The organism is Sphingobacterium griseoflavum (assembly GCF_014653155.1).
In the GTDB taxonomy this organism is placed as follows: Bacteria; Bacteroidota; Bacteroidia; order Sphingobacteriales; family Sphingobacteriaceae; genus Sphingobacterium; species Sphingobacterium griseoflavum.
The window spans coordinates 120801-138139 of record NZ_BNAF01000005.1 but is presented as its reverse complement, the minus strand read 5'-3'; the positions used below and the strand labels follow the sequence as shown (position 1 = coordinate 138139).

At 45.2% G+C, this 17339-nt stretch carries 10 protein-coding genes and 2 tRNA genes; 4 read left to right on the top strand and 8 right to left on the bottom strand.

Annotation, left to right across the window (positions count from 1 at the left end; genetic code table 11):
- The first annotated feature begins 146 nt into the window (after window positions 1-146).
- On the top strand, window positions 147-1169 hold the full coding sequence (locus tag IE165_RS07960) for a LacI family DNA-binding transcriptional regulator (RefSeq protein ID WP_189626077.1): 1023 nt from the start codon (window positions 147-149) through the stop codon (window positions 1167-1169).
- A 101-nt stretch (window positions 1170-1270) separates the two neighbouring features.
- Here the strand turns inward: IE165_RS07960 and IE165_RS07955 are convergent, their stop codons facing one another.
- From IE165_RS07955 to IE165_RS07930, 6 genes are all read right to left on the bottom strand, one after another.
- Window positions 1271-2002 carry a glucosamine-6-phosphate deaminase gene (locus tag IE165_RS07955; protein ID WP_189626076.1) on the bottom strand — a complete coding sequence of 244 codons (732 nt, stop codon included), beginning with the start codon at window positions 2000-2002 and terminating at the stop codon, window positions 1271-1273.
- A 20-nt stretch (window positions 2003-2022) separates the two neighbouring features.
- A complete protein-coding gene (locus tag IE165_RS07950) occupies window positions 2023-3462 on the bottom strand; it encodes a Gfo/Idh/MocA family protein (protein WP_189626075.1) in 1440 nt (479 codons plus the stop codon).
- 27 nt (window positions 3463-3489) lie between these two features.
- Complete coding sequence (locus IE165_RS07945) at window positions 3490-5397, bottom strand: alpha/beta hydrolase family protein (RefSeq protein WP_189626074.1); 1908 nt, start codon at window positions 5395-5397, stop codon at window positions 3490-3492.
- The gene (locus IE165_RS07940; protein ID WP_189626073.1) at window positions 5387-6934 is read right to left on the bottom strand and encodes a SusD/RagB family nutrient-binding outer membrane lipoprotein; all 1548 of its coding nucleotides are present in this window, start codon (window positions 6932-6934) and stop codon (window positions 5387-5389) included. The genes IE165_RS07945 and IE165_RS07940 overlap by 11 nt, the downstream gene beginning before the upstream one ends.
- Before the next feature lie 12 nt (window positions 6935-6946).
- Window positions 6947-10036, bottom strand: coding sequence for a SusC/RagA family TonB-linked outer membrane protein (locus IE165_RS07935; RefSeq protein ID WP_229826446.1), 3090 nt, complete (start codon window positions 10034-10036; stop codon window positions 6947-6949).
- Window positions 10037-11101: 1065 nt separating this feature from the next.
- A tRNA-Ser gene (locus IE165_RS07930) sits at window positions 11102-11189 on the bottom strand.
- Window positions 11190-11710: 521 nt separating this feature from the next.
- Between IE165_RS07930 and IE165_RS07925 the strand changes: the two genes are divergently transcribed.
- The 3 genes from IE165_RS07925 to IE165_RS07915 all read left to right on the top strand — a co-directional run bounded on the left by IE165_RS07925 (window position 11711) and on the right by IE165_RS07915 (window position 13858).
- A tRNA-Arg gene (locus IE165_RS07925) sits at window positions 11711-11784 on the top strand.
- 300 nt (window positions 11785-12084) lie between these two features.
- On the top strand, window positions 12085-13269 hold the full coding sequence (locus IE165_RS07920) for a metallophosphoesterase (RefSeq protein WP_189626072.1): 1185 nt from the start codon (window positions 12085-12087) through the stop codon (window positions 13267-13269).
- Window positions 13270-13387: 118 nt separating this feature from the next.
- Window positions 13388-13858: a response regulator gene (locus tag IE165_RS07915; RefSeq protein ID WP_189626071.1), complete on the top strand. Its 471-nt coding sequence runs from the start codon at window positions 13388-13390 to the stop codon at window positions 13856-13858.
- 100 nt (window positions 13859-13958) lie between these two features.
- Here the strand turns inward: IE165_RS07915 and IE165_RS07910 are convergent, their stop codons facing one another.
- Complete coding sequence (locus IE165_RS07910) at window positions 13959-15047, bottom strand: sensor histidine kinase (protein WP_189626070.1); 1089 nt, start codon at window positions 15045-15047, stop codon at window positions 13959-13961.
- Window positions 15048-15125: 78 nt separating this feature from the next.
- Entirely contained in the window at window positions 15126-17339 is a 2214-nt protein-coding gene (locus tag IE165_RS07905) for a sensor histidine kinase (RefSeq protein WP_229826439.1), read from the bottom strand.

Genomic DNA, 17339 nt, shown 5'->3' with positions numbered 1-17339 from the left:
AAAGAAATAGCTGAAAATCCTGTTGTCGGAGAAATAGCAATTCCAAAAAGAAGGGGGATAAATCTTCAATCAATACCACCTCTGCGTAGAAAAATGAGGTAAGGGAATTGTCTTTTTTTTAGTAAAATTGTATATAGATCATCGTAATGAAACAGCGTTTTGGGATAAAGGACATTGCACAAGCCTTAGGTATATCGGTATCAACCGTTTCACGAGCGCTGCGCGATGCACATGATGTGAATCCAGAGACACGACAGCGCGTCATCAATTTAACAGAGAAGTTAAATTTCAAAAGAAACAATAACGCAGCTGCACTTGCTTCTGGCAACACCAAAAACATCGGTGTGGTGCTTCCTTTTATCACGAATTATTACTTCGCTACGGTTATATCTGGTATACAAGAAGAGGCTTACGAACATGGCTATACCATTATACTTTATGTAACCAACGATGATGTGGCACGTGAAAAAAAATTATTGGAAAATATAGCCACCACCAGCTTAGATGGATTGTTAATCTCCATATCATCACATTCCAGCATGAGTGACCATTTTAAGCGTTTGTTAGACAACGACGTGCCACTTGTATTTTTTGACCGCGTTCCAAAGGACATTACGGCGTCAAAAGTAATGCAGAGTGATTTTGATGGAGCCTACATGGCCACCCGTTACTTGCTATCTCGCGGTTTTACACGTATTGCGCATCTTGCAGGGCCGGCCGAGCTAGCCTTCACACAGGAACGGTTGCGGGGCTACTGTACTGCATTATTGGAAGCGAAGATAGCTATAGACGACCGTTATGTAGTCTTTTCGGACTTTAGCCAGCAAGATGGATTTGCAGACACTGAAAAACTTCTTGCCTTACCAACGCCACCAAATGGCATTTTTGCAGTAAACGACAGGAAAGCAGTAGGCGCCATACAGGCACTCAAACGAGCGCAACTGGATATCGGTAGAAGCTTCGCTGTCATCGGCTTTACCAACGACCCCATTGCAACGATTATTGAGCCAAACCTCACAACAATTGAAGAACCAGCCTTGGAAATAGGTCGACAAAGTTGCCGACTATTGATAAAACACATCAAAAACAAAAATTTTGAGGCACACGAAATTACCCTTCCCTGCACCCTTATCGAACGCGACTCGGTGTGTTTTTATCGGGAAGAATAAATCGGGTGCCCTTTATTTTCTCGACGGCTACCTGCCGTTAAGAAGATTTCTATTATTTGATTTTCCGGTTGGTACAATGCAACCGCCGGTATTGCATCGTCTTATAGCAGCGAGGCAGATTCTCTATCAAGATAACACGTACAATCCGGATGTTGTTGTAAGATACTTGCCGGGTTTAGGTTTGTGATCCCCCCCAGCAAGCAATCCTTCACCGCTTGTGCTTTGCGTTGGTCAGGTACAGAGCAAATGATGTGTTTGGATTTCATAATCTGCTTGATGGACATTGATATGGCTTGTCGAGGCACTTGCTCCAAGGTGCTAAACCATCCCTCGCCTAATTGCTGCTGCCGACATTGCGCGTTAAGGTCAACCACTAGGTAAGATCGATCATTATCGAAGTCAGCCGGCGGATCGTTGAAAGCCAAATGGCCATTTTCACCGATCCCAACAAAGGCAACATCAATAGGATGTGCAGATATAGCTTTCTCAAGCCGCTTGCATTCCTGCTCCGGATGATCTTCGCCATTAATCAATATCGCTTCCGCCAAGGGTGACACCTGATCTAAAAACCGTTCTGTCAGGTATTTCCGAAAGCTAGCTTTATGTGTGACAGACATGCCTATATATTCGTCTAAATGGAACATGCGTACTTTAGACCAATCGATAGTCTTATCGGCAACCAGTGCTGCTATGGTTTCGAACTGGCTATTCCCAGTTGCGAGGATAATATTCGCTTCTCCTTGTTTTTCAATAGCTTCTTTAATTTGTCGCGCTCCCTGTTGTCCAGCTGCCTGCCCGAGCGCCTTTCTTGTTTCGTAGGTTTGAATTTCCACAGTTTATTTCGTTTTGATTTTTATAGATTTGTATTGATCACTTTTGTTGTTCCACCGGATTCTAGATTGATTTCATGTACTTTATTTCCCTGCCACCTGCCCATTGTAAAATCTGGAATAGCGATGGGTTGCGAGCCATTAGCTACAGACCATTCACTTAACGGCCCAATCACACTCCACGAAGCAGCATCATAAACATCCATATCCACCGGAAGTCCGTTACGCAGGCAATCTATCAATCGCCAATCCATCATAAAATCCATTCCGCCATGCCCGCCTATGCTTTTCGCCAGTTCGCCAATCTGCTTGACAATATTGGGTGTGTACTTTTTTTCCAACTCGCGCATAGCTTGCTCGTCTAGAAAATCTTCATGCCCAACGGCAATTTTCCCCGGCAAGGGGTATTTTTGGGCGAAGGCTTTAGTCCCACTTACTAAATGAATTCTCGAATAAGGTCTTGGCGTACTGACGTCATGCTGCAACATCATGGTGCTGCCATTACTCGTCGCAATACTGGATACATTCATATTTCCGCGGAAAGGCCTGTCCACGAAATCTTTAAAGCTTTCATCCGTTGCCGCGACTTCCCTTGCTTTATTACCCAGCGAGAAATCTTTGGACGCCATAGCGGTCATGTATTCCATTCTATCACCACGGTTGATTTTTAAAATCTGACAGATGGGACCAATCCCGTGTGTGGGATACAAGTTGCCATTACGCTCCGCATTTTCCTTGAGACGCCATAAATCATAGCGCGCATCTTTTTCGAAAAAGCTGTTCAAGATATCATGAATATAAGCGCCTTCGCAATGAACGATTTCACCGAAGAACCCTTGGCGCGCAAGATTTAGCGTAAGCAGTTCAAAAAAGTCATAGCAGCAGTTCTCGAGAATGACACAGTGCTTCTTGGTTGTTTCGCTCGTCATGACAAGTCGCCAACAATCTTCGACAGTTGTTGCTGCAGGAATTTCTAATGCTACATGCTTGCCATGCTCCATTGCATAAACTGCTATCTCGGCATGAAGGGCCCATTGGGTTGCCACGTAGATCAGGTCAACATCCGTCCGATCACATAGTTCTTTCCAAGCTTGATCGCTACTTGCATAAATCTTCGCTTCGTGGTTTCCGGCCACGATGCGCGTTTTTGCTTCTTCCGCTTTCTGCATCCGTACATCACAGATTCCTTGAATGTCTACACCATCAATTCTGCTCATACGTTCTACGGCAGCAGCCCCCCTATTGCCTACGCCAATAAAGCCAATACGCACCCGTTCCATTGCTGGCGCAGCATAACCGCACATGTTAAAAATAGGTTTGTAATCTTTTTCTGCTTCCTTCAGAATGCTGCTTAATTTTGTTCCTTCTTGCTCTTTGTTTGCTACGTTACATCCATTCGCGGCGACCAAACCCAGTCCCGCCATGGCAGATAACTTTAAAAATGATCTTCTATCTGTTGCCATATAAAAAGTTGGTTGATTTCATTAAACTTATGCTCTTAATTTGTTTTTCAATACCGATACCCGTTCACCTAGATCATCGATCTGTTTGCTGGACAATATCTTCCCTGCTGTATCGATTGGTTCTATTATCGTTATCGGCGCCTCGATCAATGCCCTTAACATAGATACATCGCCCCAAGTGATGATACCTGGGACATGTGTAGCCATATGGAAGGGAATCGTTGCTGAATTTGTTTCCTTGGGCATTAAGCTCAGCGCAGGTTCAGATAACGCTAGCCGTGCTGCACCTTGATAAAGTGCTTGATAACACAGGGCTGCCAGCGATGTCTCCCGATAGGCAAGCATATGTATGGTTGTTGCTTTTTTCTTATGAAGGTGATCCACCACGAGCCGCATGTCAGCCACCCATCTACCGATCAATGTCTCTCCCAGCCACATCAGTGTGCGAGCTAAACTATGAAAAGCCGGTAGATCTTGGTCGAGCGCCGCCATATGTGTTGTCCGCTGTGCCCGCATACCAAAGAGGTCGATCAGCACCACAGTTGCTTGATCTTGCGCAAACGACTGCATGTCTGCCTCGCTGACCGAAGCAATACCCATCGCCGGCATATGTAATCGCGTAGGAAGGCTCACTGCACCCTCTTTGGTGAGTAAATGGATCTCATAATCATCGTCTGTTATCAGCACCGTTCGTTCCCAATCGCCTGTATGTCCTGCTACGGTTTCAATATTTTTAATTCCCATATTGGCAGGTAGCGCCAGCACCTTATGAAGTGCCCGTAAGGTGGCATCTTTTGAAATATTAGCCTGGCTATCTAAAGACGCGCGTGCTTTATCGTATCGCCATTGGACGAAATGCAGCGTGCCCATCAGGCCCTGTCTAGCATCGAGCAATGTCCTAACGTGAAGCTTTGCTGCTTCTTGACGGCTATACTTGTTATTAGCTCCTCGACCCTTCCATCCCATTTTCTCATTAAAAAACAGCAAGGCTTCCTCTTGCATCGCAGGCGAAAAATCGTGTCCCTCCTCAAACAGTCGATAGCTCAGATAGGAATTGCCGAATTTGTTTAGTTGCTCTGCGTGTGCCTCTTGATAGGCGCGCAGCATTTGTGCAGACTGAAAAGCCGGAATATCCTCTCGAGTAGCTGAAATCATATGTACAGACCGCGGACCAATCCTGCTGAGCAAGTCTTTTGCTTCCAAAACGCGTAACCCATTTGGCAATAACTCGCATATGCAATTTCGCTGCAATAAATAGCCTTCAAACGTGCCTACACTAACGACAGGTACAGCCGCTTTTATTCGCTCGTCATATGCTGTTATCCACAGCGTTTGATTCCCTCCGCCGCTGGCTCCAAAGGCACCAATACGGTTTTCGTCTACGAAGGGCAAACTGCAAAGCAGGTTCAACGCTTGTTTATTATCGATCAGCTGTAAAGCCAGCAATGATGTGCCGACATCAAAAAGAGCTGCACCCAGATTTGCGCCATGGTATTCATCGTTCTGCCGACTTCCTCGCTCTCCTGCGCCCCAGGCATCGATACATAATACGACATAACCTGCACGTGCCATACGCTGAGCCGACTGCTGCACGATATCGCCCGCTTTTCCACCATGCCAATGGCCATGGCTATTTAGTAGGGCTGGAAAAGGCCCAGGGCCAGTCGGGATGTAGAGATTTGCTGGAACGAAAACTCCTTCTTGGCTTTGGAAGACAAGCGTTAGCAGCCTATAATATTTCTCGTCAAATTCTTGCAAAACGATTGTTTCTAGGGCTGCGAGTGGCATCGCATCGAGCTGCAGAAGATCGTCTAAAAGTGATGCCAAAGATTGCTTCTCCGAACCGCGTTGCCGCTCCGATTTTAACGCGGCGTATTTCGTATCCACCCAACGTTTTAGGTCAGCAATTTCACGGGATGCATGATCAATGGACATCCCACCACAGTTTTGTTGCCGCATTATCGGTGCCCCCCAGAAGCGCCCTACCGCGTTCTAACTCGGCTAGGTTATTTGTTTGTTCTGTCAATGGGTAAGGCAAGCGTTTGATAAAGTTACCGACAGGGAGATCAGCATTGTTCGATACAACTAAATTATACATAGCAGGATAACCTGACCGACGAAACTCTGCCCACGCCTCCATGCCATCGGGAAAAATAGCCAACCATTTTTGTACACCAATTTGCGCACGCTGAACCGTGACATCGGCAGACCAGGCAATAGGCGTCGTGCCTACTGCTGGCGAATTATGAAAGTCTCCGGGAGCTACCGGCAAATTATTTGAGGCAATATACCTGTCAATCGCAGCGCCATCAGCTAATCCCCATTGCGCCATGCTCATCCGAATTCCCTCTTCGTAAAGCTGACGGGCCTCAGCGCCCATATTCCATCCATTTAATGCGCCTTCGGCCCGAAGAAAATACGACTCTGCTGCTGCCATTACATGAAAGCGCTGTACAAGCATACCCACCGGCACATCATCACTATACTGCACCCAATAGCGCCCAATATTGGAGTTGGCCGCAGCCTGATTCCGAACATTTCCAAGATCTGCAGCGCTTATCCCATTTCGCAAGCTGTTGTAAGTACCGGAAGCAACACTGGGTTGAAAATAAACTGCCAACCTTGGATCCTCGTATCCTTTCAGATAGGAGGCTATAGTAGAACTCATCGAAAACTCGTTCCAAGTCCCAACCTGCGAAAGGCCATTCGTGTCGTTCCCATTTAAGGATTTTAATAGCGATGCATTCTGCTCATTTGTGAGCATGACCCCTGCTGCTACGGCAGCCTCAGCTTCTGCCCTCGCCCGCGTTGGATCTATGTTAGAAATGCGAAGCGCCAAACGCAGACGTAACGAATTGGCAAAGGCAATCCAGTTCTGGATATTGCCATCATACATCAACTCATATCCTTGGTAAATTCGGGTGTCGGCTGGTAATGCCTGTAGTGCATCTACCGCCCCACGGAGTCGTACAAAGAAATCATCATAAATTTGGTCCATAGCATCGTATGGAATGGATTGTTGTGGCTCCGCTGCTGCAAAATAGGGAACCGGACCAAACTGATCGGTCAGTCGGTGAAAAGCATATACCCATACAATATTTGCTAAAGCCCCTTCGCCAGAATTCGGCTCCACGTTATCTAAAATACTCTTTAGCTGAGGAGCGGTATCCACATAAATGACCGTCCAAAAGCGGCGTTGCCAATCGGGTACAAGCTGATACCTGTCTGTTGTAAAAGACGTTGTCGTGAGTGCAAAATACTGCGCATACAGATCTGGACCGAGGTTTTGTACCGTTTGGTAAAAAGAGCGGTTCATCGCGGCAGAAGACTGCGCCTTGGCAAACATAAAAGGACGCTCGCGCTCCCCTACTTCGGTTAAATTATTCGGATCTGTATTGTAATCCTCGAAACTTTCTGTGCATCCTGTAAGCGATAGGACAGCAGCAAGTGTGTATAAAATATGTTTTTTCATATACGTAATCAATTAAAAAGTTAATTTTACATTTAAGCCGAATGTCCTTACCGCAGGTGGCAGGCCCACCTCCACACCTTGGTAATTTCCTGCACCCAATGCGCCCTCTGGATCAACAGGATTATCTATTTTCCCTAATCCCGGGATATCCAATTTCGATTTACCACGGTAGAAGAAAAAGAGATTACGTCCCGTGAGTGCCACCTGTGCTGCCTTGATTGCTTTAACCGATTCCAGGTTAAATTTATAGGTCAATGCCAATTCGCGCATCCGAACATTGGTCATATCATAGGTAAAGAACTCTCCCCAGCCATCACGTCCGGCTTGCGATACCGCTGTCCAAAATTGTTGTGCGGTTATAGCTGTGGTATTCGCCTGCCCATCGGCAGTTACGGCATCGATCACCCAGTTTCCTTCACGATGTTGTTCCGTAAAATCCGCGACACCAAAAGCGCCGAGGTATCCCGCTGTGCCCGAGACCATCTCGCCGCCAATACGCGCATCAATCAAGCCACGCAAAGTAAAGTTTTTATAGGTGAAGCTATTTGACCAGCCAATCAATGCATCTGGATTAAAGTTTCCTAATTTTTGGTTGGCTTCCACCACCGGTAACCCTCGCGCATCGACCAGAAATTTGCCGGTAGCGGCATCGCGCGCCCAAACGTATCCATATAAATCGCCATAGCGTTCGCCCTCATTTACCACCACCGTAGCATACCGAGCGTTATCGGTAATGTTTGCCCGCTTGGTCGTTTCGTGCAATGCAATAACTGTGTTTAGGTTCGTAGAAAAATTAACATCCGTAACCCACGAAAACGTCTGTTTTCGGATCGGCGTCGCTGAAAGTTGCACTTCAAATCCGCTGTTTTCGATGTTCCCAGCATTGATATATTCCCTTCCGAAGCCGCTGGCCATGGGTAATGCCAAGAACAATAATTGGTTAATCGTGTTACTCTTGTAATACGTAGCATCCACAGACAATCTGCTTTCAAAAAATTTCATATTCAATCCCACCTCAAGGGATTTTGTTTGTTCTGGCTTTAAGTCTGGAATAGCTTTCGTCGCACTTCTGGACACGAAGCCTCGCTGTGCACCCAGCGTGAAATTATACAGCTGATTTAACAAGTAAGTAGCGGGATCATTACCAACTTGCGTGTAGGATGCGCGCAATTTGCCAAACGTTACCCAGCTAGGCATATTCAACCACTCATTAAATACAACCGAAAGTCCAGCAGACGGGTAAAAATAGCTATGCGGACTTGGCAGAGTGGATGACCAATCGTTACGTGCCGTAAGGTCTAAAAAGATGTTGTCATAAAAGCCTAGCTGAGCGCTGGCATATACAGAGTTTAATTGACGGATGTACCTATTTACCAGTAAAAATTCTGGCGTAGTTGCCATCATTAGGGAAAATTGGTTGGGAATAGATAACCCATTGGCCATATTTTGGTACGTATCGTAATTCCGACGGAGAAAACTTGTCCCCACGTTATAATGAAGTTGAATATCCCCTGTTAATTTATGTTCACCATTCAGTAGAAGATCTAGATTTTGCTCCCAATAGCTGCTGTGTGTCTCATAGTATTTTCCACCCGCTCTGACATCACCGAGAGAAACGGTACCATCGTAAAAAGATCCATAGGTGACGTCGTTATATTTATCATAGCTGTAGCGTCCTAACAAATTTAATCCCGGCGTCAGTTGGTAGCTGACACTGCCCAGCGCCGTAATCCGATCACGTACTTCGTTTACTGCGGTTCGGTTTATGCTCCAGTACGGATTATCATACAAGGTAGATCCGGACCAATATGCTCGTCGAGGCTGCCCATTAACAGGATTTATGGTTTCAAAATTCAGGGCTTCCTCATTGCTCATATCCCGAGGCATAATGTAAGCTTCAACGGGCAGCCCCATATCGCCCAACCGTGGCCGGTTATCAATCTGCTGGTTCATATAGTTCAGCTTGACGTCCGTCTGCAATCTTGGAATTAGCTCTGTATTCAACCGCACATTGACCGTATTGCGTTTCAAGTCATTTCCCTGCGTAATCCCGCCGATATTATTGTTGGAATACGACATGTAACCGTTAATCTTCTCGGTTCCGCCATAGGCACTGATACTGTTATTCACAGTGGTCGCGTGCCGAAATACGTTACGCACATTATCAGCATACGTTGTCGCTGGCGCACCCCAACTTTCCCCAACATTGGTTCCTTCAACACCTCCATTACCTCGTCCGTAGGTGTTTTGAAATTGAGCCAACATATTTACTTGATCGATGGAAGCGCCGCCGTTATAATCAATTTGGTAGCGTCCAGAACGCCCTTGCTTTGTCGTGATAATTATGGCGCCATTCGCGGCCCGGCTCCCGTAAAGTGCCGCGGCAGAAGGGCCTTTTAAAATATTTACAGATTCAATATCGTCGGGGTTAATGTTCGCAGCACCGTCGCTCGTTCCGTAATTAGGTGTTGTACCGGTGGCCTGTACACCTGGCGAGTTGTCATACGGCACGCCATCCACCACGACCAAAGCATTGTTATTTCCAGATATAGACTTATTTCCGCGAAGGACAACCCTTACCGCAGCTCCCGGCCCAGTAGAAGAAGTAGTGACGGTTGCACCCGCGACCTTTCCTGTTAAGCTACTCATGACATTTCCACTATTATCGCGCACGTCATTTACGGCTTCAGCACCGAGTTGTTGCGTCGCAAATGTAAGCCCCCTGGTTTCACGCTTGATACCCAACGCGGTAACAACGACTTCGCCGATAGTTTCCTGTTCCTGAAGGAGTTCTACCTTCACCAATAGGTCATCGCCTACGACCACCGTCGCTTCGAGGTAGCCTATCATCCGAACGGATATCGAATCGCCGGCCGATGCTTTGATATCGACAATCCCTGCCGCTGATGTCGTGCCGGTTGCTTTTGTGTTGATATTTGTTACCGTCGCGCCAGGTAGTGCTATTTTGCCCTCTCGGTCTGTTACCGTAATTGTGCGTTTTATACTTCCTTCTTGCGCCTGAACAAAAGGAGATGACAGCAGGAACAACACACCTATAAGCCCCCACATTCCGAGCTCTTTTAGATAATTTTTACGTATCATAATCTTTATGGTTTTATGTTTTTGATCAGTTATTATCAAAACTGATATCATGTAAAGGAAAGGGATAACTTACATTATTGCAATAAATCGTCCGATTAAATGAGCGGTAGCGTTATCGGAAAGCTCCCTTCAGAAATAGCAACAAGAAAGCTCATAAGATGCATTGAACAGATTTTTGTGAAAAGATTGCCGCTTTTGTCTTACACCCTGCGGGCAGGTAAAGTACGGGTCGACCATAGTAAAACCCTTGAAATGGTATGATGACTAATGTATGCTTTTATTGAACGGTTAACTGCGCCACTAGTAACTATAAAACGATAAAAGCAGCTCAAAAAAAGCTGCTTTTATCTGGCGGAGCGTTCGGGATTGGTTTAGCCGCGCTAGCCCGCACACATGCCTAAACCTCCTGCGGATCGAACCCCGGCCAGCCCTTCGGTTCGAATCAGGTGCTACATAAACGATAAAAGCAACTCAAAAAAAGCTGCTTTTATCTGGCGGAGCGTTCAGGATTGGTTTAGCCGCGCTAGCCCGCACATATCCCTAAACCTCCTTCGGATCGAACCCCGGCCAACCCTTCGGTTCGAATCAGGTGCTACATAAACGATAAAAGCAGCTCAAAAAAAGCTGCTTTTATCTGGCGGAGCGTTCGGGATTGGTTTAGCCGCGCTAGCCCGCACACATCCCTAAACCTCCTGCGGATCGAACCCCGGCCAGCCCTTCGGTTCGAATCAGGTGCTACATAAACGATAAAAGCAACTCAAAAAAAGCTGCTTTTATCTGGCGGAGCGTTCAGGATTGGTTTAGCCGCGCTAGCCCGCACACATCCCTAAACCTCCTGCGGATCGAACCCCGGCCAGCCCTTCGGTTCGAATCAGGTGCTACATAAACGATAAAAGCAACTCAAAAAAAGCTGCTTTTATCTGGCGGAGCGTTCAGGATTGGTTTAGCCGCGCATAACCCGCACGCATCCCTAAACCTCCTTCGGTTCGAACCCCGGCCAGCCCTTCGGTTCGAATCGAGTGCTATATAAACCATAAAAGCAGCTTAAAAAAAGCTGCTTTTATCTGGCGGAGAGTGAGGGATTCGAACCCCCGGACCTGTTACAGTCAACAGTTTTCAAGACTGCCGCATTCGACCACTCTGCCAACTCTCCGCGACAAAAGTACGAATTTTCTTATTTCTCCAAAACTTTATTTCATATTTCTACAATCAAGCCCATAGTCATTTCACCACTAAGCTGAATATTAGCCTAGTATGACCTGTATATCACCAATGATAGGCACGCCATCACCACCTTCACGACTCTTACTTCGAAATCCGTATTTTATATAAGGCAGGTACTATGCGATTGCGTTTCATAATACCTTCGGGAGCATCGTTCACAGCGCTATTAAAACTACAAAAAATTATTTAAAGTGGGAGATCAGAAGATGTCACACCTCGAAGGCTATTTCACAATGTACTTTGTCTTTCCATCATGTCATGACGAAGTCTTTAAATTCTGTAAACATAAAGTTGATCTACTAAATTTTAATACGTACGTCCCATATTAAATAAACGATTCCCGAAAAATATATATTTGGGAGGCAACAAGTTATTTGGTAAAGCACAAAAAAAAGCGATTTTATTTTGCAGAGCAGTCGTAATTCCATACTTTTGTCCCATAGAAATGATGCGCCAATAGCTCAGCAGGATAGAGCAACGGTTTTCTAAACCGTCGGTCAGGGGTTCGAATCCCTTTTGGCGTACTCAAAATCCCCTTTATTTAGCGATAAAGGGTTTTTTTTTGAAACCAATCAACGTACGATCCACCAAAAGCTAATTCATTCCATAACGTTTTCTTTTTAGCAGCTATTGCTAATATTTTGCATCAAATCCAAATCCAGAAGCCACATGTCTAAAGCTTATAAAATTAAGGCGCTAGTCTGACGATGGACGGAAAATCTTGTGGATTCTTCTCATAAAGGCTACATCTTACCGCATACAATAAATACCGGCAAAAGTTAATAGCGTATTTTTCGATTTCATACGTCTATCTTAAAAAACATATGGCAACACGCATTATTCTCCTCACTATATTATTCATATTTGGCGATATTTACTTTTACCAAGCCATCTCCGTTTTTGTGGTATCTCCTCTTATACCGCTACTGTATTGGGGCGTCGATATAGCATGCATACTCGTGTTATTGGCGATGGCCGTATTTCCAACTTGGCGTAGTCGTGCCAAACAGTTTTTACCTTGGCTACTGAGCGGTTTATTGCTGTCCCTTCTTCCCAAACTGATAGCGTCTCCGCTGTTGCTAGCAGAAGATATGTATCGCCTACTGACAGGATTTGGCGAGCGGAGCATTGTGGTAGCTGCCTTGGTCTTAATCGTGGCGGCACTGGTCCTGATCAGCATGTTATTTGGTATCACGCGAGGCAAATACCATTACAAGGTTAGAAAGGAAACGCTATACTTTTCCGATTTACCGGCAGATTTTGATGGCTTCACGATCACCCAGCTATCGGATATACATGCAGGTAGCTTAGGCAGCAAGCGTGCCGTACAGCAGGGTATTACCTTGGCCAATCAGCAAAGAAGCGATCTATTGCTGTTCACGGGAGATTTGGTCAATCATACCGCTGCCGAAATGGAGCCGTGGAAGGATGTTTTCAGTCAGCTAAAAGCGCCTTATGGCAAGTATGCAATCTTGGGTAACCACGATTATGGCGATTATATGCAATGGGAAAGTCATGCAGCAAAAGCGTTCAACCTCCATCAGTTGGAACAAGTACATGCCGAGATGGGATTCAGCCTGTTGCGAAACAAAGCCGTGCAGCTCGTAAAAGATAATGCTCGTATTACTTTGATCGGTGTAGAGAACTGGGGAAAGGGAGGCTTCCAACGATATGGGGACCTGCAGAAGGCCACGGAGAACATCGCCGACGACTCTTTTCGCATCTTAATGTCCCATGATCCTTCCCATTGGGAAGAACAGGTTTTGCCCTATCGATCCCCCGTACAATTAACACTTTCGGGACACACGCACGGCATGCAGTTCGGCATAGACCTTGGTTTTTTCAAGTGGAGCCCAATCCAATATTTTTATAAAGAATGGGCAGGACTTTACCAACGTCATGGAAAATATCTTTATGTCAACCGTGGCTTTGGCTTTCACGGTTTGCAGGGGAGGATTGGTATTTGGCCAGAGATCACGGTGCTCACGCTGAAACGTAGCGAAAGCTAGTGAGCCCGCGGAACGGCCGGCCGCCAAGGGTATAAAAAATTATTGCATTTGGTCTTTTTTTTGACTAACTTAGAAAGATATTTTTCTTTTATCTACTTTTGAAAAAAGACGAAGTGCCATGGCAGAGAAAAGCAAGAAAATTACGGTGTTGTATGTGGACGATGAAGAAAATAACCTCATGTCGTTTAAAGCGACGTTCCGTCTAAAATACCAAGTATTGACGGCGATAAGCGGCGCCAAAGCCTTGGAAATCGTGCGTCAAACCCCTGTTGACATCATTATAACCGACCAGAGAATGCCAGAAATGACAGGCGTTGAATTTTTGGAAGAGATCATTAAGATCGATCCTGAGCCCATGCGCATTTTGCTGACTGGATACACCGATATGGCGGCGGTAGTTGATGCTGTGAATAAAGGCAAGATATTCCACTACCTGAACAAACCTTGGAGTGAAGAAGAATTGGATCAAACCATCCAGCGTGCTTATGAACTATATGCCGAACGGAAGCAAATCTTGGAAACGTACTCCAAACTAGAAGTATCGAACGAACAGCTTGAGTTTTTGCTTCGGCAAAAACTACTATCCTAAAAAGATCGAAGAAATGTCTTTTTTGTAACCGTTTACGTCATAAACGACCCAGATTATTCGGCTATACTGCACGTAGAAACGACATCGGAGCAACACGGTCCTACTGTTTACTAGGCACTTTCACGGTAAAGGTTGTGCCTTGTCCCAGTTCGGAATCCACGGTAATGCTTCCCTTCAACTTCAATAAAGCGCTTTGCACGTTATATAGGCCAAATCCCATACCCTGTGCCTGATCACTAGCACGAAAGAAAAGGGTAAAAATATCGTCCATATGTTCTTTCGGAATGCCGATTCCTGTGTCACGCACGGTAATTTCTGCCTGACCGTTTGCCACCTTTACAGAAAGATCGATCACTTTGTCGGCGTGTTCCTGCCTTTGGTATTTAAATGCGTTGGAAAGCAAATTGTGCAAGATTAATTCCAGCACCACCTTGTCGCTCCGAAAAACGGTATGTTGATCCACCTTAGTATTTAACACCACTTCGCCGCTACGCGTGGAAACTTTATAAAACTCACTGATATCTTCGAACAGCTGCTCAAAGTTAATATCTGACAATGTCAAATCACCCCTTCGCAAAAGGTAATAGTCGCGCAAACTATCAATATAAGCATCCAGTTTTGTCAACGACCCCACCATCAAACGAAGCAGTTCATGAATATGCTCAACCTGATCAAATTGAAGCGCCAACTTGACCGCCGACAACACACCAGACAACGGATCCCGCAGGTCATGGCTTACACTGTAGGCAAACTTATCTAGCTCGTCATAAGCCTTTCGTAAGGCCTCATTTTGGATATCGAGCATCGAGTTGGCCATGTAAAACTTATCCGCTTCTTCGACAGAAGTAATAATCTCTTCTTCCATCCAGGGCTTACGAACAAATCGAAAGATATGTCCTTTATTTACCGCATCGACAACCGTTTCCATATCAGCATAGGCGGTCAACAGTATACGAATGGGTCGTGGATAGTCTTTCTTTATACGTTGCAAGAAATTCACACCCAATTCATCCGGCATGCGCTGATCACAAAAGATAATTCGTATGAATGGGTTAGCGGCTAAGATCTCTTCGGCTTCTTTAGTACTCGATGCAATAAGCACGTCATAGTTATACCTAAAATTAGCTTTGAATCCAACTAGGTTGTTTACCTCATCATCTATATAAAGTACCTGTAGCTTTTTTTGCATATTCGAAAAACGCTAAAATTTCAATTTGAAAAGCGTATACACGAAGTTAATCATATTTACTTTGCTTTGGGTCGGCTTTTACAAAATATTCTGCTCGATAGGAATAACCAGTGTAAAGGAAGTTCCCTCGCCCACCGTTGAATCGACAATAATCTTGCCATGGTGTTTTGCAATCGTATTATAGGCGATAGACATGCCCAACCCCGTCCCTTCTCCAACATCTTTCGTGGTAAAAAAGGGTTCAAAAATTTTTTCGCGGATTTCTTCAGGAATACCAATTCCATTATCTACAATCTGAATGAATACGGAAACGCCTTCTTCATGAATCCCGGTAGCAATACGCAGCTGGCCGCCAGATTCTTGTTTAAACTTTTCGTTGATAGCATAGATGGCGTTGGTAAGCACATTCAAGAAAACCTGATTCAACTTCCCTGCATGGCATTCCACTTTCGGCAAATCGCCATAGATCTTTTCGACTTCAATGCCATCCCTGACCAAACTGCCTAAAATCACCATGGTCGATTCCAAACCTTCATTGATATCGGCAAATTTTACCGTGTCCTCATCCACACGGGAAAATATCCGTAAGCTTTTGACGATCTCCGCCGTACGGTGTGCACCATCATGCATACCCTTTAACAGAAAGTCAACCTCTGTCTTTAAATAATCTATATCTATTTCTTCTTTGAATAATTGAATGCGTTCTTTCTTCTCGGCCAGTGCTAGATTTTCGTCGAAAGCCATCTGTTCAATGGCATCCAGCGTCTCCCAAACCATATTTATGTCACGCTTTAAAGGCGCTACATTAGACGTCACAAAATTAATCGGGTTATTGATTTCATGGGCTACACCAGCAGTAAGCTGGCCTAAAGAAGCCATTTTCTCCGCTTCCACCAACTGCGATTGTGCATCTTTCAAATCTCGCAAGGCTTCGTGTAGAGACTCGTTAGAGTCCGTCAGCGCTCTCGTACGTTCTTCAACTTTCTTTTCCAACAAGGTGTTCTGCTCCCTAATTAAACGCTCGTTTTCCAAAGAACTAGCTAACTCTCTGGCCTGCGACGCATCTTTTTCCTTGCGATACAGGTTTATTTTATCCCCTAACGCAAAGGATAGCAAAAGAGCCTCCAAAGATGCGCCTATTTGGACGATATGTGCCGTCCATAAGTTGTATGGCAAAATCCCATAATCTTTCAACACGTAAATGATGACACTACCCAAGAAAATACCCCAAGCGATCAAAAACAGCTTAGCCGATTTATTTCCATTCTTGTAAGTGCGAAGGGCTGTCAGCAAAACGATAACAGATCCTGTAGCAGCAACGAAGTTTACTGTATTGTAACTAATCACAGGCTTGTTGAACAACAACAGCGATAGCGCGATTACATCGCCAATGATCACCAGATTTAGCCATTTCAATAACTTGGGCGCATAGCCCCGGACATTTAAGAAAGATTTAACAAAGATCACCGACGCGATGCCCGACATCGCCCCAGCGAAAGTGATCAAATGGCGGCTGGCTAAGATGGAGTTCGGAAAAAAACGTTGAAAATATCCCAAAATAGCTACTTGTGCTACCGCGACCCAAAAAATATAGTGCACATAAACTAAATAGTGTCTATCACCTGCCGAAAAGTATAAAAATAGGTTGTACAGGAGCATGGTAAGCATGATGCCGACATAAATACCCGATCGGAAGTCAAATCGGGAAATTTCGCCAACTACCGCTCGCTCGTCCGATAAGGTCATAGGGACGAGCACCTGCTTTGTGCCTGCAACTTTAAGATAGCAAATGGCAGGCTCGTCTTTTTCCAGCGCTAGGTGAAAAGTATAAAATTGATGGTCAAAACGCCGTTTACCAAGTGAATCGGCTAATTGCAACACTGTGCTGTCTATATTACTGCCTTGAATCGTATAGAGTGTAATTTCGTCAATTACGGGATTGCTAATATTCAGCACCAAGCTGGCATCCGCCGTACGATCAACTACTTTAAACTTAATCCAATTATTGAATTTACTTACACCAAAATTGGGAACAATCATCGTAGAACGTCTAAACAACGAATCTTTTGATAGGATATCGGCCAGCGTCAAATTGTTGCTAGAATCCTGAAAAATGGAGACTGCTTTCCCGAAGTAGTTGATCACATGCTGCGATGTCGTCTGGATAGTGGGCTGGGCTACCGATATGGACCAAGAGCCTAAAAATAAATAAGCGAGAAAAAATATCCTGAACGCCATGACGCTCTTCTCCAAGCCAAGATCTATTTGTCTAGCGATGTTCTCTGTAACCAT